This window comes from Myxococcus guangdongensis (assembly GCF_024198255.1).
Taxonomy (GTDB): Bacteria; Myxococcota; Myxococcia; order Myxococcales; family Myxococcaceae; genus Myxococcus; species Myxococcus guangdongensis.
The window spans coordinates 129,926-152,202 of the sequence record NZ_JAJVKW010000018.1; the positions used below are offsets into that span (position 1 = coordinate 129,926).

The window sequence follows — 22,277 nt, forward strand, 5'->3', positions numbered from 1 at the left end:
AGCGTGAGAAGTCAGACACAACCCCTCACCCCGAGGCGGTGTCAGTCACTTTCAATCACATTCTCGACTTCACTCGGAGTAAATAGACCTCTTCCATCCATCCCTCGGGAGGTCCCCCATGAACAGGGCGGTATCGCGCGCGCTCGCGCTGATGCTGGTCGTCGTTCCAGGGCTCGTCGCGGCGCAGAGCTACGTCGACGCCACGCCGTACGTCGTGCAGCCCTCGAAGTATCCCTTCGTCACGTATGCGCCGGGCTACCGGTTGAATGACAGGGTGCCCTGGGAGTCACAGGTGGCGCCCTTCTCGCCGGGCGCGAGCTACAGCGTCACGCAGGAGTACGCCATCCTCCAGGACGAGACGAACCGCACGGGAGGGCAGCTCCAGTACGACGCCGCGGACTTCACGCACAACATCGACATCCAGCAGGCCACGATTCCGGAGGCCTTCACGCCGATGGTGCCGCCGCCCACGGAAATCATGCCGTGGACCAATCCGTCTCAGACGTTCAACAAGTCCTACGTGCGCACGGAGCGCTTCGGCAACAACCTGTTCGGCGCGGGCTATCACCTCAACGCCGTGCTGACGGCGGAGACGGCGACGGTCAACGCGGACAAGAAGGTGGTGGCCGTGGCCGAGGGCAAGGTGTTCGCCCAGGTGTTCTCCTCGGAGCACGATTTGGTGCGCGGGCGCGCGCAGGTGGTGGGGCAGAACGGGGGCGCCAACAGCGGCACCGCGGCGCTGTACGTGCTGGGGCAGGAGGTCTGGTCCACGCCGCTGTACGCCACGTACTCGCCGCCGCCCATCAACTGGAGCCGCACGTTCTTCTCCGTGTCCAAGACGTTCGTGATTGGACCGGTGCCCGTCACCGTGAAGGCGTCCCTGTCCGGCGGCGTGAAGCTGACGGTGAGCGGGCTGGTGGGCCCCACGGTGGCGCGGCTGTCGGCGACGCCGGGCGGCTGGTCCAACGTCACCGCGTCCGCGTCGGTGGATGTCATCGTCGTGGCCATCGGCGTGGAGGGGAGCCTGGCGCTCATCAACGCCACGCTCCCCGCCTCCGGCGAGGTGTTCTGGCCCGTGTGCTCGCTCGACTGGAAGCTGCGCACGGACCTGGACCTCAACGCGCTGTCCGGCACCCTCAAGGCCTACGCGAAGGTGCGCGTGCTCTTCTTCAAGAAGACCTGGTGGATCACCATCGCGCAGTGGGCGGGCATCACCCACAAGATACCGCTGCTCGGCGTGGAGGGCTCACAACCCCTGGGCATCTGCAGTTAGGGGCCCGCGAGCTCGTTCATGATGAGCAGGCCGCGTGACGTGTCGACGACGTACACGTAGCCGTCCCCCGGAATGCGGATGCCGATGGCGCCCTCGAAGACGTCATCGGTCCGCTCCGGGTCCGTCTCGCGGTGCGTGTTGTAGTAGGCGACCTGCCGGGGCTGCGTGGGGTTGGACACGTCCAGCACGCGCACGCCCTCCTGGTACCACGCGACGTACAGGCGTGAGCCCACCAGGAGCATGTTGTGGATGGACGTGGTGGGGCGGAGCCTGAACTCGCCAATCTTCACGATGTTCGCCGGGTCGCTGGCGTCCAGCACGCGCAGGTGCGCGCCGTGGTTCTCGCCGCCCTCGAAGACGAGGGTGCGCCCGGCGAAGGTGCCCACCGCGTTGTGATGCGCGGTGGTGTTCCGGTATGCGTAGGTCCCGAGCAGCTTCATGTCGTCCGGGTTCGCGACGTCGACGACCTTGAGGCCCCCCTCGAAGTGGCTGATGTAGAGCCGGCCCTGGTAGGCGAAGGCGTCATGGGCGCCGTCGTAGGCGCCGGCCAGGGGGAACGCGAGCCGCTGGAGCAGCACGGGCTCGAGCGGCGTGGACACGTCGAACACCAGCGTGTTGCTGGAGGGCCACAGGCCCATGCCGTAGAGGCGGTCTCCGTCCACCAGCACGGTGTGCACGGCGTACGGGGCGCTGGACGGCACGCGGCGCACGAGCTTCGGGTCCGCGGGGTCGGAGATGTCGAAGACCACGATGCCGGTGTCCTGGCTGGCGACGTACAGCGCATCCCCCTTCACCCACACGCTGTTCCAGAGCTGGTCATCCGGCAGGCTGATGACCTTCTTCAGCACCGGGTGGCTCCGGTCCGTCACGTCGAAGACGGTGATGCCACCAGGCTTGCCAGGGCGCAGATAGGCGTTGGCGGAGACGACGTACGCGTGGTTCTTCGCGACGTAGATGTCCAGCGGCGTGCCCTGCGCGACGTACGTCTCGGACACGAGCGAGAGGCCACCGGAGGACTCCGCCTCGCCCTCGCGCCACACCATGCGGTCGGCGTGCGCGGTGGCCCGCTGCACCACGCGGCCGTTGACGCACCGGGCGAAGCAGCCCGTGAAGGAGCGGTCGTTGGGCGCCTCGCAGCCGGCCAGCACGGTGGTGGTGCTACCGCCGTCGCGGCCCACGGTGTGGAGGCCGAGGAGCAGGCGGTCCGCGTCGCGCACTTCGTGGGTGACGGGCGCGTAGAAGAACTTGCTGGGGCCGCCGTCGCCGACCAGGTCCATCGTCACGGTGTAATAGGGGTCCAGCGCGCCGCCGTCCGGCGGAGGGGGGTCCCGTCGCAACCGGACGTGGAAGATGCCGTCCTCCGGGACGTTGCCGAGCGTCGAGGTGTCGCAGGCGGACAGGTTGAAGACGGACGGGTCCAGGCATCCACCGGTGGGGCTGTCGCCCACCTGGGGGACGACGTCGCAGGGCGCGAGCACGCCCGGGTCCTCCGTGGCGTCGCCGAGCTCCTCGAGCACGGTGTACGTGCCGTCCCAGGGGGGCGAACCGGCGTCGGGGGTGCCCGAGTCGACGGGCGAGCCTGCATCGGGGGCGGGGTCTGACTTGTCGCGGCAACCTGGGGATGCGCAGAGGAGCAGACCCCCTGTGACGGAGAGCACCCAGGACGAGCGAAGGGACAACGGCATCGGGAGACCTCGAGGGGATGACGCCACGCGAAAGTGCGGGCAACGAATCAAAGGGGCGGACCCGTCGGGTTCGCGCCCCGCGCGGAAACAGTTGCGCCGTGAAGGGAAACGGCGCTCGCTCGGTGGGAACGAGCATGTCGACAGCCCTCGTGGTGTCACGGTTGCATGTCGAGCGGGCTCACGCTCCAGGTGATGACGCGCGCGCACGAGCCTCCACGAGCAGATGCCCGTTGTTTGTTTCATTGTCTCAGGAGACTCAGGTCTCGATGACACACCGCGCATGGTGACGAGCCACCGAGAAAGATGACGCGAGTCTCAACGCCACACGGCGCGGGTCGCGAGCCACCGAGCAGGATGACGCGAGCCTCGACCCCACACCGCGTGGGCTGACGCGACGGAACAGGATGACGCGAGCCTCGACCCCACACCGCGTGGGCTGGCGCGACCGAGCAGGATGACGCGAGCCTCGGCCTCACACCGCGCGGGCTGGCGCGACCGAGCAGGATGACGCGGGGCCCCGACGCGTGCGCCACGCAGGTGGCGTGTCTCCGCGCGAGACGGCTCAGGCCCCGACGACATGCCGCGCGAGGTGGCGTGTCGTCGGACCGAAGCGCGTCACAGCCCCCGGTGGATGTCGGAGATGCCCGGGGCCGCGGCGTGCAGGGCCACGCGGAAGGTGGTGCCCACGCCCACGGACGACTCGACGGAGATGTGGCCACCGAGCGCGGTGACGATGGTGTCGCAGATGGACAGGCCCAGGCCCGTGCCGATGCCCGCGGACTTCGTCGTGAAGAACGGGTCGAAGATGCGGCGCAGGTGCTCCGGAGGGATGCCGCCCCCGGTGTCCCGCACTTCCACCAGCACGCGCGCGCCGTCGTCCGGCCGCGTGGTGATGCGAATCTCGTTCGTCTCCGACTGGCCTTCTTCAATCGCGTGCGCGGCGTTGATGACCAGGTTGAGGAACACCTGGAACAGCTTGCCCTCGTTGCCACGCACCGGCGGCACCTCGCCGTAGCTCTTCACCAGGCGCGCGCGGGGCCGCACCTCGCTGGCCGCCATCTGCACCACCGAGTCGAGCACCCGGTGCACATCCACCGGCTCCTCGCGCGTGTCGTCCACCCGCGAGAACACCCGCAGCTGGCGGACAATCTGGCGCATCCGCTCCGCGCCCTCGCGCGCGTCGTCCAGCACCTGGCGACACTCCACCAGGTCATCCGGCGTCAGCGGCCGCGCGCGCGGGCCCACCGTGGCGTGCAGGAAGTCCAGGTTGGACAACACATACGCGAGCGGGTTGTTCAGCTCGTGCGCGATGCCCGCGGCGAGCAATCCCATGGAGGCCATGCGGTCGGCGAGCATCAGCTGCGCCTGCGAGCGCTTCCGCTCGGTGAAGTCACGCGCGATGGTCACCCACGCGGGCGTCCCGTCGAACACCACGGCCAGCGTCACCAGGTCCGCGACCACCGTCTCGCCATCGCGGCGCACCAGCGGCACCTCCACCGCGCGCGCCGCGCCCTTCCCCTCCAGCGCCTGCCCCAGGTAGAGCTGCGCCGCGCTCCGGTCCTCCTCGCGCACCAGCTCCAGCACGTGCCGGCCGAGCAGCTCCGACGCGTCCCGATAACCCAGGTACTGCACCAGTGCGGGGTTCACGGACAACAACACGCCGTCCCCCACGTGCACCATCACCGGGTCCGGGAAGGACTCGAGCAACAGGTGCACGCCCGCCTCCGTGCGCCGCAGCGTCGTCTCCGTGCGCACGCGCAGGGCCTTGTCGTTGCGCTGCTCCAGCGCGAGCGACAGCGTGCCCGCCGCGCCCGACAGGAGGTTCACCTCGATGGGCCCCCAGGGCCGCGCCTCGCGGCAGTTGTCGAAGCCGATGACGCCGAAGAGCTGCCCATGCACGTGCAGCGGCAACAGCAGCACCGAGCGCACGCCCTGCGCCTCCAGCATGGGCGTCAGGTGCTCGGTGAAGTCCTGGGGCAGGCCCTGCACCGGCTCGCCGCGCATCAGGTCCGCGGCCTGCTCGGGCCACAGCGCCTCCAGCAGCGGCAGCCCGTGCATGTTCGGGTCCTCCAGGTTGGGAGGGATGCCCGGCTCGCACCACTCGGCGCGCTGCGAGGCGAGCAGCGCCCCGTTCTCCGCCCGGTGCATCTCGAAGACATAGACGCGGGATGCGGCGGACACGCGCCCCAGGGGCTCGACGACGGACGTGTACAAGTCCCGAGGGTCCTGGTGCGGCATCATCCGCCGCTGCACCTCCACCATCGTCTCCAGGTAGCGCTCGCGCGTGGCGACGGCCTCCTCGGCGCGCCGACGCGAGTCGATGTCCAGCAGCGTGCCCACCACCTCACCGGGCTGCCCCGGCACGCCGCGCGCCGCGAGCACCACCCAGCGGGACTCGCCGCCGACGAACAGGCGCAGCTCCTGCCGGGCGTCCGCCATCTGCTGCGTGGCCACCGACTCGAGCAGGTGCCGCGCGCTCTCGCGGTCCAGGCCATGCACCACGTCCGTCAGCGGATGTCCCTGCGACACCACGCCGAGCGCCCCGGTGAGCTTCTCCCACCCGGGTCCCAGGTAGGTGACACGCCCCTGGGCGTCGAGCTGGAAGACCACCTCACTGAGCAGCCCCTCCAGGGACTGGAGCCGCCGCGCCACCGCGGCCCCACCCTCCGTGGATGCGGGCCGGGCGGTCGGGCCGCTCGTGCTCGCCTCGGGAACCTGTGCCAGGGCCTCGACGCGCCCCACGTCCCGCCGCTCGTCTGCCACTTCGGCCTCCTGCGCCCACGTCGGGGGGTCGGGTGGGTGCCTCTCCAAACCCTGTGCCCCTCCCGGTGGCGACCTGCCCTCCAGCATAGGGGCGGCGAATGTCGGGAAGTCAATGAAGGCGGAGAAGGTTCACCCCTGGTCGCCTGGCTCCCACCCACCCGGCATCCCCGAGCGGGGGCGCTCGCGGCGGTCGCCGAGCACACGGGCGGGCACCCCTCCGACGATGGCCCAGGGCGGCACGTCGCGAGTGACAACCGCGCCCATGCCCACCACCGCGTGGTCGCCAATCGTGACGCCATCCGTCACGCCCGCGTTGGCACCTATCCATACATCCGCGCCCACATTGATACCTCGGGACGTGACGGGCTGGTCACGCACGGGGCGGTCCGGGGCGAGGCCATGGTCGAACGCGTAGAGGGTGGCGCCGCTGGCGATGCGGGTGCCCTCGCCCACGCGGATGCCGGCCGCGCCGCCATCCAGGCTCACCCGGGCGTTGAGGCTCACGCGCGGCCCGAGGACGACGGGCCCATGGACGAAGGCCTCCGCGGCGATGCTGCATCCGGGACCGATGACGACGGTGCGACCGGGCTCGGCGAAGATGCGGGCCTCCGGGGCGACGAAGCAGCCCTCGTCGATGCGCACGGTCTCCAGCTCCATCAGGAGCGCCTGCACCTCGCGCTGCCAGGCCTCGGCCCAGCCTCGGTGTCGGGGCTTGAGGACGAAGTAGAGCCACGGCATCCAGGAGAGGCGGCGTTTGTGCTGCTCACGGCGGAGCGCGTCCAGGTCCACGCGCCCTGCCTACCATGTCCGCGCGAGGACGCGGTGACTCAGCCGAGCCGCGGCTCCACGGTGAAGTGGTGGCGCTCACGCTCGGCGGCGATGGCGTCGGTGTCGACGGGGGTGGGCTCGAGCGACAGCACCATGTCGTCGGCCTCCCAGCGGTAGGGCTTGCCGTCGAGCGTCACGCGGCCCTCGGCCATCGCGCGTGTGGCCTCCAGGAGCGGCAGGGCCGCGAGGTCTCGCATCATCGCCTCGAAGCGCCCCTGTCGGGCGGCGTCGGCGAAGCGGAAACGCGCGCGGGCCACGACGGCCAGGTGGTACCACATGGGGCGGAAGGCCACGCCCGCGAGCCCCAGTCGCCGCGCCATCAGCACGAACATCTCCGTGGCCTCGCGCGCGAGCCCCAGGCCGGGCACGTCCTGGCCGGGGAGCTGGGGACGGCGCTCGCTGAAGCGCGCGCGCGGGTGGCGCAGGCTCAGCCAGTTGACGAAGAAGTACGGCTCACCGCCGATGGAGCGCTTCTCCACGACGACGTCCACCAACAGGTGTTCCTCGCCGCCCGCGCGGCCCAGGACCTTGATGCGGTCTCCGGCGCCAGTGGAGCTGACCTCCACGCGGGGGCGGCTGTAGCCCAGGCGCTCCACCTGCCACAGCAGGCCGTAGCGGAACAGCGCGTACTCGAGCGACTGCGCCGTGTAGAAGCCGAGCACGCGCGGCTGCACGGCGCCGCCCAGGCCCAGCGAGCCCTCCAGGTCCTCGAGCGTCAGCGGCTCGTCGAGCGGCGCGCCCTCCTGCGACAGCATCCGCGAGATGCGCCGGTAGCGAGCGCTCATCGGGTCATAGCGCGCCTTGATGCGACGGCCCGCCATGCCGGACAGCACGAGCACCGTGCCGGCGAACACCTTCCACGACTCGGCGTGGTAGCCGCCGCCGGGGAGCCACACGCTGGGCACGCCGCGCAGCGCCCGGGCGAGGAGCTCGTCCCTGCGCCGCGCGCCCTTCACGGTGAGGCCCACGCGGCCGAAGCGGTCTCCGGCGAGCACGTCGCAGCCCGCGATGACGAAGGCGAGGCGCGGCTTGGGCATGCGCGCGAGCATCGCCTCCAGCAGGGCGAGGTACTGCTCGTCGGTGACGCCCTCCGGCACGCGCGTCTCGTCGACGCCTTCGGGCAGCGCGCCCCAGTCGCTGCCGGACAGCGAGCCGATCCACACCTTGGGGTGGCCAGCGAGACACTCGGCGGTGCCGTCGGGTGGGTGTGCGTCCAGGTCGAGGACGACCGTCTGCCCTTCGTAGCCATCGGCCTGCAAGGCGGCGAGCGCCACGGCGATGTCGTTGACGGCGCAGAAGCCGCCACCGCGTCCTGGCGCGGCGTGGTGGAAGCCGCCGGCCATGTTCACCACGGGGCCTCGGCGGCCGAACGCGAGCCGGGCGGCGCCCAGGGTTCCGCCGCAGACGAGGCGCACGTTGGAGAGGAGCGTGTCGACGGGGACCTCCGACGGGTCGACGGCGTAGATGCGGGCGAGTGTCTCCGGCTGGCCGAGGGACTCGAGGTAGGCGGCATCGTGGACGCGGGACAGCTCCGCGTAGCTCACCTGTCGAGGGTGGTAGACGTCCTCGGGACGGACGACGTGCTTCTCGAGCAGATACCAGGTGGTGAAATCCACGCCGCGCGGCTCGACGCCGACGGTGGTCTCGATGCCGGTGAGGGGGAGCCGGTAGTCCTCGTCGTAGAAGATGGGGACGTGCTCGCCGCGAGCGAAGGGAAGCCACCGACCCAGCCAGCTCCACACGCTCATGCCGCGCACCTCGCGCGAAGTGGGAGCGGACGACACGGAGGGCAGCGGGATGGACGGCGCACGGGAGCGCGACTTTCGCCCAGCGGACGGCCCCTGGGGGCTTTTTCGTGGGCACGCAGGCGAGGGCCGTCCGCTCTCGGCTCCTGAGAAGGTCCGGAAGTCAGCGACCGGGCGACCGAGCGGCCCTGGTGGACGAGGGCGACGTTCACTCCACCTGACGTCGGACCTCTTCACGCAGGGCCGGGCTGCGACGACGCAGGCCCCGCGCGGAGAGCGCCGTGAGCAACGCCCACGCGAGCCCCGCCACCCAGCCGCCCAACACGTCCGTGGGGTAGTGCACGCCCAGGTACACGCGGGTCAGGCCCACGAGCAACGGGAGGAGCAGTGACACGGTGAGGATGTACGCCTTGAGCCGTCGGCGCTCGGTGAGCTGGGCCAGGAGCGCGCCGAGGGTGAGGTAGACGATGGCGGACAGCATCGCGTGGCCGCTCGGGAAGCTGGTCGTCATCACTTCTTTGAGGTGTGGCACCACGGAGGGGCGGGGACGCGAGAAGAACTGCTTGAGCAGGCCGTTGAGCAGCGTGCCGCCCACGGTGGCCAGGAGCACCAGCAGCAACGTCCGGTAGCGACGCACCAGCAGCAGGAAGCCGCACACGGCCAGCGTCACCAGGAAGAGCACCGGCGCGCCGCCGAGCGACGTCACGTCCTCCGCGGTGAGCCGCAGCCACCAGGGGCCTCGCGGCAGGGACGGGTCCTCGGGGCTGCGCAAGAGCCGCAGCACGCGCTCGTCGAAGTCCTGGGTCTCGCCCTCCGACACCTCATCCGACAGCGCGATGAAACCGAGGCAGCACACCGCCAGCAACAGCAGCATCCCGAAGAGCCGCGTCACCGCCACGTTCCGGTCCGACATCTTCGCCCACTGAGCCCACAAGCGACGCCACATGTGCACGACACTATGCCCGGATGCGCGCCCCGAGACGCGCGGGAAGCGATGAGTGTCCGCTGGCCTCCATGGCTTCGACACGCCGACCCGGGAGGACTACCTTCACGGCAGAGGGACCCCGCGCATGGCCACCCAGTATCCGCACATCGAGCCCATCCATCGCGACTTCATCCTGCGCCAGCGGATGTTCTTCACGGCCTCCGCCGCGAGCACGGGTCGGGTGAACCTGTCTCCGAAGGGGCTCGACTCGCTGCGTGTGCTCGGCCCCAACGAGGTCGTCTATCTGGACCTGACCGGCAGCGGGAACGAGACGGCCGCGCACCTGCGCGCCGACGGACGCCTCACGCTCATGTTCTGCGCCTTCGAGGGGCCGCCGATGATTCTGCGCCTCTATGGGCGGGGACAGGTGCTGCGTCGGGGCGGCGCCGCGTACACCCGGCTGCTGGCCAACGAGTTCGGCGGCGTGGAGCCACTGGGCGCGCGGCAGATGGTGAAGCTGGACATCGACCTGGTGCAGAAGTCCTGCGGCTACAGCGTGCCCCTCTACGCGTTCACCGCGGAGAGGCCCACGCTCACGCGTTGGGCGGAGAGCAAGGGTGAGGACGGACTGACGGAGTACCGGCACAAGAAGAACACGCACAGCATCGACGGCCTGCCGACCGGCCTCTTCGACGAGGAGGATTGAGCGGTTGCCAAGGCCGGCATCATGCGGCACAGCCATGGGAGGCCCGCCACGGACAGCGAGGGACACTCCAAGCCATGTCGCAGCACGATATCGAGGACCTCGTCGAGGAGAGCGCTCAGGCGGTGCTGGACTCCGCCCGGGATGACGCGCAGAAGCGGAAGCTCATCGGCGCGCTGTACGCATGGCAGGCGCAGTACGACACGGGGGACACCTTCGGGCGGCTCGCGGAGGGACTGAAGACCCTCGGCTTCGACCCGGAGCGGGACGTGCAGGACCTGCCCCTGCTTCAGCTCGCGGACACGATGATGACCGACGCGGCGGGGCTCGGTCGTCGGCAGCTCGTCCACCACTGGCTGAGCGCGCTGACCGACGCCATCGACGAGGACCTGGTGTCCCTCTCCGAGCTGGGTGGCACCTTCGAGGCATTCATCCAGCGGGAGGACGCGCAGCGGGTCCGCCGGCTTTCGCTCGAACACGACGTCCACGGCTTCAAGTCCCGTGGGGCCTATCGGCGGTTGCAGCGTTGGGCGGACATCCGCCACCACTACCAGACGCTCGAGGCACGCTACGTCGAGCGCAAGTACATCCTGCGCTGGTTGATGGACCTGAAGTTGGAGCCTGAGAAGGTCGTCGACGCCTATCACGCGGAGAAGGCGAAGCTCGCCCGGTTGGACGCGAGTCCGATTCATGCGCTGCCCACGCGGGTGTCCAAGCGCGGGCCCTTCGCCTTCGTCAGCGCGCATCAGGACGACGCCAAGCGCTTCTTCACCTTCGCCGTGGGCGAGCGGCCCGCGCAGCCCGATGCGACACGGCTCTACCTGGAGCTCGAGCACAACCAGGAGCTGAACATCCTGGTGGCGACGCTCTACGCGGAGTCAGGGCTGCTGCGTCGATGGAAGGGACTGTCGACGGAGGATGGGCGTCCGGACCTGCAGTTCCGCTTCAACTTCTTCCTGCTCGTGCCAGAAGACCAGGTGCAGTCGGACAAGGCGCTGCACGACTACGGCGGCTGGAAGTACAAGCTGGACCAGTCCCAGAAGCTCCTGGAGCAGCGCCTGGACAGCTTGTTCAGCTACTGGCCGCTGACCCGGAAGTGGGCCGACTTCCACGCTGTCCCTGTGGCGGAGCGACTGGCCCAGGGAGACCTGGCGACACTGGAGCAACAGCGCAAGGAGCACCGTGACGCATACGGCTGGTTCGTCAACGACGTCGAGTTGATGTTCGCGTACGCCTCCGCCGAGTGGGAGCGAGGGACGACGCCCACGGCCACCCTCGCCACGCTGGCGGCGCGCCTGCCCTACGTGGTCGACCGCTATCCGATGAAGGGCGAGTGGGTGGAGGGACTCGAGAAGCTCCGCGAGGGGCCCTACTACCCGCCCACGCCAACGCGGCTCCCCTACCGCGCCGTGGACCCGGAGGAAGAATCCGACGGACGGTAGGCAAGCCCCGAGTCCTTCGTTTTCGTCCAGGACCTCGGTCCCTTAGAGGGGTGAGAAGTGCCGCCAGTCCTGGCGGAGGGGGAGGATTTGGAATGACAGTGATTCGCGGTGTCGGCGCCATCTCGCTCGGCAAGTGCTTGGGTGCGTTCTATGCGTTGATTGGCATCACCGTGGGAACACTGACGAGCATGGCCGTGCTGCTGCTCGGCTCGCCTCGCACCTACGCCATCCTCGGCAAGGGCCTGCACCTCGGCGAGCTGGGATTGGGTGGCGGGCTCCTCCTGATGGTGGGAGCCGTCATCGTCTATGGCCTCGCGGGGTTCGTCGTCGGCCTCATCACCGGCGCGCTCGTCAACCTCGCGCTGCGGCTCGGAGGCGGTGTCGAGCTCGAGATGGATTGACCGCTCGACACGCGGGCCTACGGTGAAGCGCCCTCTCCGGGCTTCACCACCGCGAGCGCCACCTGCTTCGCCCCGGCGCCCTGGGCCAGTCGCATCACCTTCAGCACGTCACCGTGGGTGAGCGACTGGTCCGCCTTGAACAACAGCCTCCGGTCCGGCTCCGCTCGAAGCGCGGCCTGCAGCTTCGCCTGGAAGTCCTTCTCGTCCGCGTAGGCCTCGGCCTCCACGAACAGGCGGCGGTCCGACGTCATCGAGAGGATGAGCGGATCCTGCGGTGTCGCCTTCTCCCTGTCCGGCTGCTGTGAGGAAGGCAGGTCCACCTGCTGCCCTCGCTGCATCATCGGCGTCACCACCATGAAGATGATGAGGAGGACCAGCACCACGTCGACCAGGGGCGTGACGTTGATTTCACTCTTCACACCACCCCGGCCACCACCAACGGACATACCCATGCGGCTGCTCCTCTCGGGAAGGGACAGCCACATGGATACACGGACTCGAGACGCAGCTGGCGGGCGGACGTCCCGCGAGCGGTCATCGTTGCGTCACGGCGGGCCGCTACCGCGACAGGCGGAACCGGTCCTGCCCCGCGCTGCCGAACGCGGCGCCCAGCACGCAGAAGAAGTGCAGCACGAGGCCGGGGAAGACGAAGAACCAGTACCCCGCGCCCACGAAGCAGAACCACAGGATGGCTCGGAAGAGCTGCCCCTTGTAGAGCTGCCCCAGGCCCGGGAAGAAGAACGACAACACACCGGCGATGATGGGGTTGAAACGGCGCTCGCGGATGAAGTCGGTCATGGGGGTCTCCAGTCTTCCTGCCCTCCCTAAAAGGGCGCGGCGCGGCACGAAAATCCCGCCCGTCCCTCAGGGCACCGGGCGAGCGGGCGGCTGGGGCGTCAGCACCAGCCCGTCGAACACACCATACGCATACGCCGCCGCGAAGGCATAGGCGCCCACCAGGTACGTCACGTTCAGCGTGCGCGCCGTCCCCTCGTCCTTCGCGCTGTAGCGCCCATCCGGCCCTCGCAGCGACAACGACGTCCCCAACGACACGCCCGCCATCGCGAGCCCCAGGCCCTGGCTCACCGCCAGCGCCGTGCCCATGCCCGAGCGCCCCTGCTTGAAGTGGCCCACGCCCAGCGGCGCCAGGTACCAGGCCCGGGACATCGTCGGATGTGACTCTCGCGTCGCCGCCTCGCGCATCGGCGTGGCGAGGGGCGTCGGCGGAGGCATCAGGCGCGGACGTCGCTCGGCCCGCAGCTCCGCGATGCGCGAGGCATGCTGGGTCCTCGCGCGCTCCACGAAGGCGAGGAAGTCTGGCGGGTACAACAGCGGGTCCAGCGCCGTGCCCTCGTGGGCGGACAGCCCGCGCACCACCTCGTCCTCGGCGCGCGCCAGCTCCTCCTGCGCATGCCACGTCGCCCCGAGCAGCAGGTGCGCTTGCGCCTCGAGCTCGTCGCCATCGAGCCTCAGCGGATAGAGCAGTGACTCCAGCTCCGCGCGCGCCCGGGGCAGCTCACCGGACTGGTAGGCCTCACGCGCGCCGTCCAGCGGCGACGCCGCGAGCACTCCGAGCACCAGGGCCACACCCATCATCACGGCGGCCCCTCCATCGAGACCTCGAGCTGCCGCCCCGCCACCGCGTCCACCTCGCGCTGCAACACGGGCGCGCCCGCGCGACGCGCCGTCACGGTGTGTCGACCGTGCTCCACCTTCACCGCGCTGGCCAGGGGCGCCACGCCCACCTCCCGGCCATCCACGAAGAGCCGCGAGCCCGCGGGCGCGAGGATGAGCACCTCCGCCTTGCGCAGCGGCAGCACCACGTCCCGCGTCACCGTCTCCCCGGGCGCGAGCGACACCTGCATCTCCACCTCGTCGCACAGCGAGTTGGCGAAGCGCAGATGGTGCGTCCCCGAGGGCAACGAGAGCTCACGAACCCGAGGCGTGTAGCCCCGGCTCTCTCCGTTCACGAAGACCTCGGCCCACGGGCGCGCCGTCAGCTTCAACACCCCGGGGCTCGCGGGCGCGGCGGCACTCGAGTCCGCGCTCGCCGGCGGCACCGAGCCACCCGACACGGGGACGACGGGGGAACCCTCCGTCGACTCCGGCTTCACTGAATCTCCCACAGGCGCATGCGCTACCGACGTCACGTCTCCCCGTGTATTCGATTCGCCACCGCCCGCGGCGTCCGTGCCCACGGTCGCTGGCGCTGGCTCCGCCTGCGTCGGAGCCGCCACGGCGGTCTCGCCCACCGTGCTCGGCTGCGCCCCGCGGGCAGGAGGCGTCGGCCCGGAGGGTCCACCCGAGGCGCTCCCGGCGCGCATCGACGGACTTGGGGCGGACCGTGAACCCATCGCCTTCTTCGCTTGCGTCCGCGACAGCTCGGCGAGGGCCTCGCGCGCCGCGCCGACACTCTCGCTTCCCAGCCCGTCATCCACGAGGAGATCGGAACCACGCCCCGCGTCCTCGCGTCCTCGCGCGAGCGCCTTCACACATTCAGGGGAGGAGTCTCCCTCCGCGCAGGAAGCCTTCCATGCGCCTGCCGCTCCACCCTCGGAGGGTGTCGCGCCCGAGACCCATGCACCTGCCTGTCCCTCTCGGGACGGCGTCGAGCCCTCGGGCCGTGCTCCTGCCTGTCCGTCTCGGGACGGCGTCGAGCCCTCGGCGCCTGTCCCCGTCTGTCCGTCTCGGGACGGCTTCGCATCCGAGCCCCGCGCTCCCGCCTGTCCATCCCGGGACGACGTCGGGTCCTCGGCTCGCGTCGCCTCGTGATGACGAGACAACGTCCATCCCCCCAACCCCGTCGCCGCGCAGAGCACGAACCCCGCGGCCCACCGCGCCCGCGAGCGCCTGGGTCGCTGCCGCTCCCGCAGCAGGGCCACCACCTCGGACGAGGCCGGCTCCAACATCAGCGCCGCGTTGAGCACCTTCGCGGCGCGCGCGCCCTCGCCCTTCGCCAGCAACGCGCGCCCCTCCGTCAGCAAGCGCTGGAAGCGAGACTTCCGCCACTGGATGGCACCCGCCACCGGATTGCTCAAGAACTCCCGAGCCACCTCCGCGGGCGGGCCCACCTCCTGCCGCAGCAGGGCCTCCAGCTCCGCCGCCAGCACGCCTCCGTCCGTCGGCCTGTTGCGGGCATCCCTCGTCAGGCACCTCGACACCAGGACCGACAAGGACTCGGGCGTCCCCGGCACCACCTCCGTCAGCGACGGCGCATCCCGCGTCATCACCGAGGCCGCCAGGTGCGCGGCCCCCTTGCCCGCGTGCGGCGTTCCGCCCGAGACCAGCTCGAACAGGATGACCCCCACGGCATACACATCCGAGGCCGGGGAGAACGCGCCCGTGTCGATGCGCTCGGGCGCCATGTACGCCAGCGAGCCCGTCACCGCGCCCGTGCTCGTCAGCCGCTCCTGGTCCTCCAACGCGGCCAGCCCGAAGTCCGCCAGCTTCAGCGGCCCCCCCTCCGCCACCAGCACGTTGTCCGGCTTCACGTCGCGGTGCACCACGCCGCTCGCATGCGCCGCGGACAGGGCGCGCGCCAGCTCCCAACCCAGCACCAGCGCCGCCTCGGGTGGCACCGGCCCGAGCCTCGCGGCCAGGCTCCGCAAATCCTCGCCCCGCACCCACTCGCAGACGAGGAACGGCCCTTCCGCGTCCTCACCGAAGTCGTGCACCTCCAGGATGTTGGGGTGACGCAAGGAGGCCGCCAGCTCGGCCTCGCGTCGGAAGCGCTCCACGCGCCCAGGGTCCTTGCCCGGGTGCATCCGCTTCAACGCCACGGGCCGGGACAGGCGCAGGTCCACGGCCAGGAAGACCGTGGCCATTCCTCCACGCCCCAGCTCCCGCTCGAGTCGGTAGCGGCCCGAAACCACCTCACCCGTCATCACGGGCGCATTCTCGGGGAGCCGCCTCCCGCGAGCAACCCAAGCGCTACAACCGACAGGCCTTCGTCTCGCCCACCTGCTCGCACGCTCCCACGGCGCCCCCGGGACAGTCCCTGTCCAGCCGACACGTGCGCCGACACCGCGACTGTGCCCCCGACGTCAGGCACACCGCGCAGGTGGCGCAATCCCACGAGTTCTCGCAGACCTCGCCCGTCGATTCAGGGATTCCCGTGCACGCCCGAACACACAGCCCATCCAGCGCGCACTGGTAGCCCTCGGGACAGATGCCGCCTCCCGCGTTCGGATTGCAGGACTCCTCGCACCTCGGCCGCTCCGGACGGCACTTCGCGGTGCCCGCGCAGTCGAACGGGTCCTTGCACGCCTCACCCAGCCGGGGCCCCACCTCGCACCCGCCGTTGTTGCACCGTCGCCCGTCCCGACACGTGAAGTCGGACGTGCACGACTCCGTGCACCGCCCCTCCACGCACGCCGCGGCGGCATCCAGGCACTCACAGGCGCGAGCACACGTGCCCCCCATCCCCACCGTGGCCGCGCAGCCCGCGTCCGGCGCCTCGCAAATCGCGGTCACGCAGCCCGCATCCAGGCCGCCCCCTCCACCGTCCACGCCTCCACCATCCGAGCCACCCCCACCATCCACGCCGCCACCGTCCGACCCACCTCCATCCCAACCGCCACCACCGTCCGCCTGCGTCGCGACGGGCACGCAGGCGTTCAGCAGTCCCGAGGAATCGGGCACGGGGCCACAGCCATAGCCCGGGCGGTAGCAGTCCTCGCCGCACCCGAGCAGGCACACTCCCAGGTCCTTCGCGCAGACGGTGCCCGAGGGACACGGCGAATCGGCGGAGCACTCGAGCAGGCAGTACCCGCCCGGGAAGCCCATGCCGCAGGTGAGCCCGGGGCCACATTCCGAGTCCCCGTCACAGTCCTCCCCCACCCGCTCCACGGCCCGAGGCTCACAGCCTCCCCGCACGCAGACCTCGCCCGAGGCGCAGGCGTGCGACTCGTCACAGCGGACACGGATGTCGAGAGGACAGCCCGGCGCGAACAGCAGCACGAGCAGGGCCAGCCCACAGCAGGAAAGGAAGTGACGCATCAGCAAGCCTCGCCACTCTACGCGCAAATCCCCGCGGGAGCGCGAGCCCCCGCGAGGCACGGTCCCCGTACTCCCTGGAAGCACGAGGACCGACTCTGGCGCCCTGCTACATGCAGGTGCCCATGATGCCCGGCGCGCCGAAGCACTGGCCGGACTTGCACTGCGAGTTCTCCTGGCACGGGAAGCCGAAGGCGCCCGGGCTGCAGAAGCCGATGACCGAGCCCGTGAAGGGCTTCACGCAGCTCCACTCCGAGGGGCAGTTGGAGTTGTCGCGGCAGAGGCCCTGCATGCAGAAGCGGCCCTTGTTCGACAGGTAGCCGTCGTTGCACACCGCGCCGCCCAGGCCCACCGGGCAGGCCCCGTCCTCGGCGCACGGCGCGAAGCTGGCGCAGTACGGCTGGCGCGCGCCGTCGTCATCCGGGTCCATGCACACCGAGTACTTGTCGCAGCCGTCCCGGAAGTCAGACGTGTCCGGGTCGCACGAGGGCGGGTTCGCGGGCGGACGCAGGCTGCACAGGCCCTCGATGCAGGTCTGGTTGCTCAGGCACTGGGTGTCGGAGGTGCACGTCGGCACCTTCTTGTTCTTGCAGTAGGAGGCCAGGGCGGCCGTGTCCTCGGTGTCGCAGTACTGGTCCGCCGCGCAGTTCGCGTTCGACTGGCAGCCCAGGGCACACAAGCCGTTGAAGCAGAACTGCCCGCTGGGACAGGCCTTGCTCGCGCTGCAGAGTATCTTCTCCTGCTCGTTCGGGTCGGGGTTGTTCGGGTTCTTGTCGTCGTCCTCGTTGGTGCTGCCACAGCCCGTCACCACCACCGCCAGGAACAGCGCCATCAGCCATCGCTTCATGTTCGTCTCCGTGAAGGTCGTTCTCGCCGCGCGCCGGCCCTGCTCGTCAGCGGCGTACGGAGACCCCCTTCGCAACCGCCGTGCCGCGGGCCTTCGCGAGCGCGAAGCCTCACGATTCCAAGGGGTTGCGCGACGAACGGCGCCGCGAGCCGCGCAGCGTCGGGGGAAACGTGCCAGGACTGGCACGCGGACCGGGCCTCCCGAGGAGGCGGCGTGTCAGTCCCCCTCGCCCAGGTAGCGGAACAGTGAGCGCAGGCCGATGCCCAGCGCCGCCGCCGCGTCCTTCTTGCTGCCGCCAGAGCGGGCAATCGCCTCGCGCACGTAGCGCTGGACGAAGGCCTCGCGCGCCTCCTCCAGCGGAACCATGGGCGCGTCATCTCCGCCCAGCTCCAGGTCCTCGGGGCGCAAGAGCTCGTCCGTGGCCAGCACCGCCGCGCGCCGGACGCGCGACACCAGCTCGCGCACGTTGCCGGGGAACGGATGGCCTCGCAGCGCCTCCATGGCCTTCTGGGTGAGGCCCCGCGCCTTGCGCGACTCCTGCGTCAGCACGTGGTGCGTGAGGAGGAGCACGTCGTCGCCGCGCGCTCGCAACGGCGGCACGTCCACGCGCACCTCCTCCAGCCGGTAGCGCAGGTCCGCGCGGAAGGTGCCCTTGCGCGCCGCCTCCTCCAGCGAGACGTGCGTCGCGGAGACGACTCGCACGTCCACCTTGCGCGGCGTGTGCTCCCCCAGCCGCGTCACCTCGCGCTCCTGCACCACGCGCAACAGGCGCGTCTGGAGCGACAGCGGCATGTCGCCAATCTCGTCCAGGAACAGCGTGCCCCCGTCGGCCGCCTCCACCAGCCCCGCCCGCTCCGCGCCCGCGCCAGTGAAGGCCCCGCGCGCGTGGCCGAACAGCTCGCGCTCGATGAGGCTCTCCGGCAGCGCCGCGCAGTTGATGGCCACCAGGCGCCCCGGACGCCCTCCGCGACGATGGAGCGCGCGGGCCACCAGCTCCTTGCCCGTGCCCGTCTCGCCCTGGATGAGGACGTTGAGCGGCGTGGGCCCCAGCCGCTCCACCTGGCGGTACAGCGCGCGCATCGCGGGGGACTCGCCGATGAGCCCCTCGAACGTCGCGGCCTCGATGCGCCGCGTGAGTCCTTCCACCCGCGAGCGCAGCTCCGTCAGCTCGCGCCGCGTCGACAACAGCAGCGCCGTCATCGCGCAGAGCGCCAGCGCCTCCTCCAGGTCCGCCGAGGTGAACACGGGCGCGCCGAGCTTGCGCCCCAGGTACACCACCGACAACGGCACCAGCTCCACGCGCAGCGGCACCACCAGCGCGGAGCCCAGTCGCAGCGCCTCCAGGCTCGGCGCCCCCGCCAGCGCCGCGTCCGCCGCCACGTCCGCCACGAGCACGGGCGCACCCGACGTCAGCACCCGGTCCACCAGGCTGTCCACCACCGCGGCGTCGGCCTTCGCGCCGGTGGCGAACAACACGCGCCGAGGCCCCTGGCTCGAGTCCGCCGCGACGAGGAAGCCCACGTCCGCGCCCACCACGTCGGCGAGGCCGCGCATCGCCACGTCGAGCAACTCCAACGGAGGGCGCTGCGCGAGCAGCCGCGAGGACAGCTCCGCCATCACCGCCACGAGGCGCCGGGGCTCGGGGGCTCGCGAGCCCTCCGCGCGCCCGTCTCCTATCTCGACGAGCTCCACCTCCACCGTGCCCAGGCGGATGCGGTCACCGGGCTCCAGCGGCGCCAGGTCCACGCGCCGGCCCTTCACCCGCACGTCACAGCCGCGCCCCGCCGGGGACACGCTCCAGCCGCGCGCGTCGCGAAACAACAGCGCGTGGCTCGGCTTCACGCCCGCGCCCGTGAGCACCACGTCACACGTGGCGTCGGAGCCCAGGGAGAGGACGGGCTTGTCCAGGGGGAGGCGGTGGCCGTCGGGCAGGACGAGGAATTGGGGCATGGCGGACGCGGGAGACATGTGTCGCATATCAGGAACACGGGGCCCGGGCGCGTGCGGGGCCTGACGCTGGCCTCCGCCGGGCATTGTGCGCACGCGCCCGGCTGCTATCACCGCGCTCCCGCAAGGAGCCTCCCATGGCCATCGCCACCATCGACCCGACGTCCGGCAAGACGCTGCGCACGTTCGACGCCCTCACTCCGGAACAGCTGGAGTCGAAGCTCCAGCTCGCCTCGGACACGTTCCGCGCGTACCGCCAGACGCCCTTCGCCGAGCGCGCCCGCTGGATGCGCCGCGCCGCGGAGCTGCTGGACGCGGGGGCGGACCACTACGGCCGCATCATGACCGAGGAGATGGGCAAGCCGCTGGAGGCCGCCAAGGCCGAGGCGAAGAAGTGCGCGACGGCGTGCCGCTACTACGTGGCCAAGGCGGAGGGGCTGCTCAAGGACCGGCCCATCGACGTGGGCGGCGACACCGCCTTCGTGCGCTACCAGCCGCTGGGGCCCGTGCTGGCCATCATGCCGTGGAACTTCCCCTTCTGGCAGGTGGTGCGCTTCGCCGCGCCCGCGCTGATGGCGGGCAACGTGGGCCTGCTCAAGCACGCGCACAACGTGCCCCAGTGCGCGCTCGCGCTGGAGACGCTGTTCCTGGACGCGGGCTTCCCCCAGGGCGCGTTCCAGACGCTCCTCATCGAGACCGCGGACGTCAACCGCGTCATCGAGGACGCCCGCGTGCGCGCGGTGACGCTCACCGGCAGCGAGGGCGCGGGCCGCGCGGTGGGCGCGTCGGCGGGCAAGTCGCTCAAGAAGGTGGTGCTCGAGTTGGGCGGGAGTGACCCGTTCATCGTCATGCCCAGCGCGGACCTGGACAAGGCGGTGGAGACGGCCGCGTCCGCGCGCCTCATCAACAACGGCCAGTCCTGCATCGCCGCCAAGCGCTTCATCGTCGCCGAGCCCATCGCCGCCGAGTTCGAGCGCCGCTTCGTCGAGCGGCTGAAGAAGGTCACCGTGGGCGACCCCATGGACCCGAAGACGGACCTGGGCCCGCTGGCCACGCCGGGAATCCTGCAGGGCCTGCACGCGCAGGTGGAGGCGAGCGTGAAGGCCGGCGCGAGGCTGCTCATCGGCGGCAAGCCGCTGGAGCGGCCCGGCAACTTCTATCCGCCCACCGTCCTCGCGGACCCGCCGCCCTCCGCGCCCGCGTTCCATGACGAGCTGTTCGGTCCGGTGGCCACGCTCTTGCGCGCCCGCGACGTGGAGCACGCGCTGGAGCTGGCCAACGCCACGCCCTTCGGCCTGGGCGCGAGCGTGTGGACGCGCGACGCGGGCGAGCAGCGCCGCTTCATCGACGGCATCGAGTCCGGCATGGTGTTCGTCAACCAGATGGTGGTGTCCGACGCGCGGCTGCCCTTCGGCGGGGTGAAGAACTCCGGCCACGGGCGCGAGCTCGCGGACCTGGGCATCCACGAGTTCCTCAACGCCAAGACGGTACGCGTCGCCTCCGGCGCGCAGTCGCCTCCCGCTCGCGGCGGCGCGCTCAGCGAGTAGCGCTCAGCGCGTGCGCACCCGGCCATCCGGCGGGCGGTGGACCTCTTCCAACGCCTCCGTGACGGCCTCCACCTCGGCGCCGAGCTGCTCCACGCTCTGACGCAGGCCCAGCCCGGCGACGTCCTCGCCGGATGCGTCCGCCGTGCGCACCCGCAGCACCTGCGCGTAGAGGCTCTCCAGCGTGTAGAACAGCCGCGTGTACTCGGCCTCCAGCCGGTCCGCCGCCGTGGACAGCTCCGCGCGCTGCTGACGCTGCGACTCGAGCGCGGTCAGCGCGCCCCGCAGCCGCTCACGCACCACCGCGTCCCGCTCCGCCGCCACCCGGGCGGTCAGCGCGCGGTGCTCCTCCTCCAACCGGCTCGCCTCCTCCGGCGTGGCCAGCGCGCGCAGCGTCCGCTCCCGGCTCGCCAGCGCGTGACAGCCCTGGCGCAGCGCCTCCACCGTGCGCTCGGGCGCGTGCACCACCTCGCGCAGCACCGCGGGCCCCTGGGCCAGCTCCGCCAGCAGCTTCGCGCACACCGCGTCCACGCGCGCCACCTTGGGGTCCACCGGCTCCACCGGCCGGGCCGCGGCGGGTCGCAACCCGAGCCCGGTGGCCTCCGCCTCCTCTTCTTCCGTGGGGCGCCTCAGGTACTTCGCCGACGCCAGGAAGAACCCCAGCGCCACGAAGACGAGCCACCACAGCCGACGCGGCTGGCCCAGCGCCAGCACCAGGCAGGCGATGGCCGGCGCGATGAAGGCCGCCGCCCTGGCCGGGTCCCTGGAAGCATTCGAGGAGCGCCGCCGCGACCGGCGCCGCGTCGCCGCGCTCGCGTCCCGCCGGGCCTCCTTGCGCCACTGCTTCTCCCACTGTCGGCGGACCTTCCGGGGAGGCAGGCGCCCCGTCTTGCGCACCCACGCCTCGATGGCCGCGTCCTCCCGGGCCTGGCCCTCCGACAACGCGTCCTCCAGACGTCGCAGGCGCTCGTCCTGCTGTCGGGGAAGCTCGCTCGGAGGGGGTGGCTCGGAAGCTCGGGGCACGCGATACGATAACGACCTCCCCCGCCATCGGGGAGGTGAATCCCACATCATGTTGGGCGTCCGGCGTCACCCCGCACCGAGTCGTGACGGGTGATGCTCATGGGGCATCCCGGGAAATGCTCAATCGTTTGCATTCCCCCTGGAAAAGGCCCATGA

Annotated in this window: 18 protein-coding genes; 5 read left to right on the forward strand and 13 right to left on the reverse strand. The window is 71.0% G+C overall.

The window, feature by feature from the left end; genetic code table 11:
- The first annotated feature begins 118 nt into the window (after nucleotides 1-118).
- On the forward strand, nucleotides 119-1,273 hold the full coding sequence (locus tag LXT21_RS38820; protein ID WP_254043284.1) for a hypothetical protein: 1,155 nt from the start codon (nucleotides 119-121) through the stop codon (nucleotides 1,271-1,273).
- Here LXT21_RS38820 and LXT21_RS38825 read toward each other — a convergent pair.
- From LXT21_RS38825 to LXT21_RS38845, 5 genes are all read right to left on the reverse strand, one after another.
- A complete protein-coding gene (locus tag LXT21_RS38825) occupies nucleotides 1,270-2,958 on the reverse strand; it encodes an LVIVD repeat-containing protein (protein ID WP_254043285.1) in 1,689 nt (562 codons plus the stop codon). The two genes, LXT21_RS38820 and LXT21_RS38825, sit on opposite strands and share 4 nt — an antisense overlap.
- 615 nt (nucleotides 2,959-3,573) lie before the next feature.
- Entirely contained in the window at nucleotides 3,574-5,610 is a 2,037-nt protein-coding gene (locus tag LXT21_RS38830; protein ID WP_407667090.1) for an ATP-binding protein, read from the reverse strand.
- Nucleotides 5,611-5,850: 240 nt separating this feature from the next.
- Nucleotides 5,851-6,510 carry an acyltransferase gene (locus LXT21_RS38835; RefSeq protein WP_254043287.1) on the reverse strand — a complete coding sequence of 220 codons (660 nt, stop codon included), beginning with the start codon at nucleotides 6,508-6,510 and terminating at the stop codon, nucleotides 5,851-5,853.
- A 38-nt stretch (nucleotides 6,511-6,548) separates the two neighbouring features.
- Nucleotides 6,549-8,297 (reverse strand): histone deacetylase family protein, encoded by a 1,749-nt coding sequence (locus tag LXT21_RS38840; protein WP_254043288.1) that lies wholly within the window; start codon nucleotides 8,295-8,297, stop codon nucleotides 6,549-6,551.
- A gap of 205 nt (nucleotides 8,298-8,502) precedes the next feature.
- Nucleotides 8,503-9,240 carry a phosphatase PAP2 family protein gene (locus LXT21_RS38845; protein WP_254043289.1) on the reverse strand — a complete coding sequence of 246 codons (738 nt, stop codon included), beginning with the start codon at nucleotides 9,238-9,240 and terminating at the stop codon, nucleotides 8,503-8,505.
- Nucleotides 9,241-9,364: 124 nt separating this feature from the next.
- Here LXT21_RS38845 and LXT21_RS38850 point away from each other — a divergent pair, with 124 nt between their 5' ends.
- The 3 genes from LXT21_RS38850 to LXT21_RS38860 all read left to right on the forward strand — a co-directional run bounded on the left by LXT21_RS38850 (nucleotide 9,365) and on the right by LXT21_RS38860 (nucleotide 11,765).
- Nucleotides 9,365-9,925, forward strand: a complete 561-nt coding sequence (locus tag LXT21_RS38850; RefSeq protein ID WP_254043290.1) for a pyridoxamine 5'-phosphate oxidase family protein — start codon at nucleotides 9,365-9,367, stop codon at nucleotides 9,923-9,925.
- 74 nt (nucleotides 9,926-9,999) lie between these two features.
- The gene (locus LXT21_RS38855; RefSeq protein ID WP_254043291.1) at nucleotides 10,000-11,364 is read left to right on the forward strand and encodes a hypothetical protein; all 1,365 of its coding nucleotides are present in this window, start codon (nucleotides 10,000-10,002) and stop codon (nucleotides 11,362-11,364) included.
- A gap of 92 nt (nucleotides 11,365-11,456) precedes the next feature.
- The gene (locus LXT21_RS38860; protein ID WP_254043292.1) at nucleotides 11,457-11,765 is read left to right on the forward strand and encodes a hypothetical protein; all 309 of its coding nucleotides are present in this window, start codon (nucleotides 11,457-11,459) and stop codon (nucleotides 11,763-11,765) included.
- 17 nt (nucleotides 11,766-11,782) lie between these two features.
- Here the strand turns inward: LXT21_RS38860 and LXT21_RS38865 are convergent, their stop codons facing one another.
- The 7 genes from LXT21_RS38865 to LXT21_RS38895 form a co-directional block, all read right to left on the reverse strand.
- Complete coding sequence (locus tag LXT21_RS38865; protein WP_254043293.1) at nucleotides 11,783-12,217, reverse strand: biopolymer transporter ExbD; 435 nt, start codon at nucleotides 12,215-12,217, stop codon at nucleotides 11,783-11,785.
- A gap of 106 nt (nucleotides 12,218-12,323) precedes the next feature.
- Nucleotides 12,324-12,563, reverse strand: a complete 240-nt coding sequence (locus tag LXT21_RS38870) for a hypothetical protein (protein ID WP_254043294.1) — start codon at nucleotides 12,561-12,563, stop codon at nucleotides 12,324-12,326.
- A gap of 66 nt (nucleotides 12,564-12,629) precedes the next feature.
- Nucleotides 12,630-13,361: a hypothetical protein gene (locus tag LXT21_RS38875; RefSeq protein WP_254043328.1), complete on the reverse strand. Its 732-nt coding sequence runs from the start codon at nucleotides 13,359-13,361 to the stop codon at nucleotides 12,630-12,632.
- On the reverse strand, nucleotides 13,361-15,589 hold the full coding sequence (locus LXT21_RS45270; protein ID WP_407667087.1) for a serine/threonine-protein kinase: 2,229 nt from the start codon (nucleotides 15,587-15,589) through the stop codon (nucleotides 13,361-13,363). The genes LXT21_RS38875 and LXT21_RS45270 overlap by 1 nt, the downstream gene beginning before the upstream one ends.
- A gap of 106 nt (nucleotides 15,590-15,695) precedes the next feature.
- The gene (locus LXT21_RS38885; protein ID WP_254043295.1) at nucleotides 15,696-16,763 is read right to left on the reverse strand and encodes a hypothetical protein; all 1,068 of its coding nucleotides are present in this window, start codon (nucleotides 16,761-16,763) and stop codon (nucleotides 15,696-15,698) included.
- A gap of 106 nt (nucleotides 16,764-16,869) precedes the next feature.
- Nucleotides 16,870-17,607 carry a Dickkopf N-terminal cysteine-rich domain-containing protein gene (locus tag LXT21_RS38890; protein WP_254043296.1) on the reverse strand — a complete coding sequence of 246 codons (738 nt, stop codon included), beginning with the start codon at nucleotides 17,605-17,607 and terminating at the stop codon, nucleotides 16,870-16,872.
- 216 nt (nucleotides 17,608-17,823) lie between these two features.
- Nucleotides 17,824-19,557 (reverse strand): sigma 54-interacting transcriptional regulator, encoded by a 1,734-nt coding sequence (locus tag LXT21_RS38895; protein WP_407667091.1) that lies wholly within the window; start codon nucleotides 19,555-19,557, stop codon nucleotides 17,824-17,826.
- 134 nt (nucleotides 19,558-19,691) lie between these two features.
- On the opposite strand from LXT21_RS38895, the gene LXT21_RS38900 reads away from it, so the two are divergent.
- Nucleotides 19,692-21,101, forward strand: coding sequence for an NAD-dependent succinate-semialdehyde dehydrogenase (locus tag LXT21_RS38900; protein ID WP_254043298.1), 1,410 nt, complete (start codon nucleotides 19,692-19,694; stop codon nucleotides 21,099-21,101).
- A gap of 3 nt (nucleotides 21,102-21,104) precedes the next feature.
- Here LXT21_RS38900 and LXT21_RS38905 read toward each other — a convergent pair whose 3' ends face one another.
- Nucleotides 21,105-22,121 carry a hypothetical protein gene (locus tag LXT21_RS38905; protein ID WP_254043299.1) on the reverse strand — a complete coding sequence of 339 codons (1,017 nt, stop codon included), beginning with the start codon at nucleotides 22,119-22,121 and terminating at the stop codon, nucleotides 21,105-21,107.
- Nucleotides 22,122-22,277: the final 156 nt, after the last annotated feature.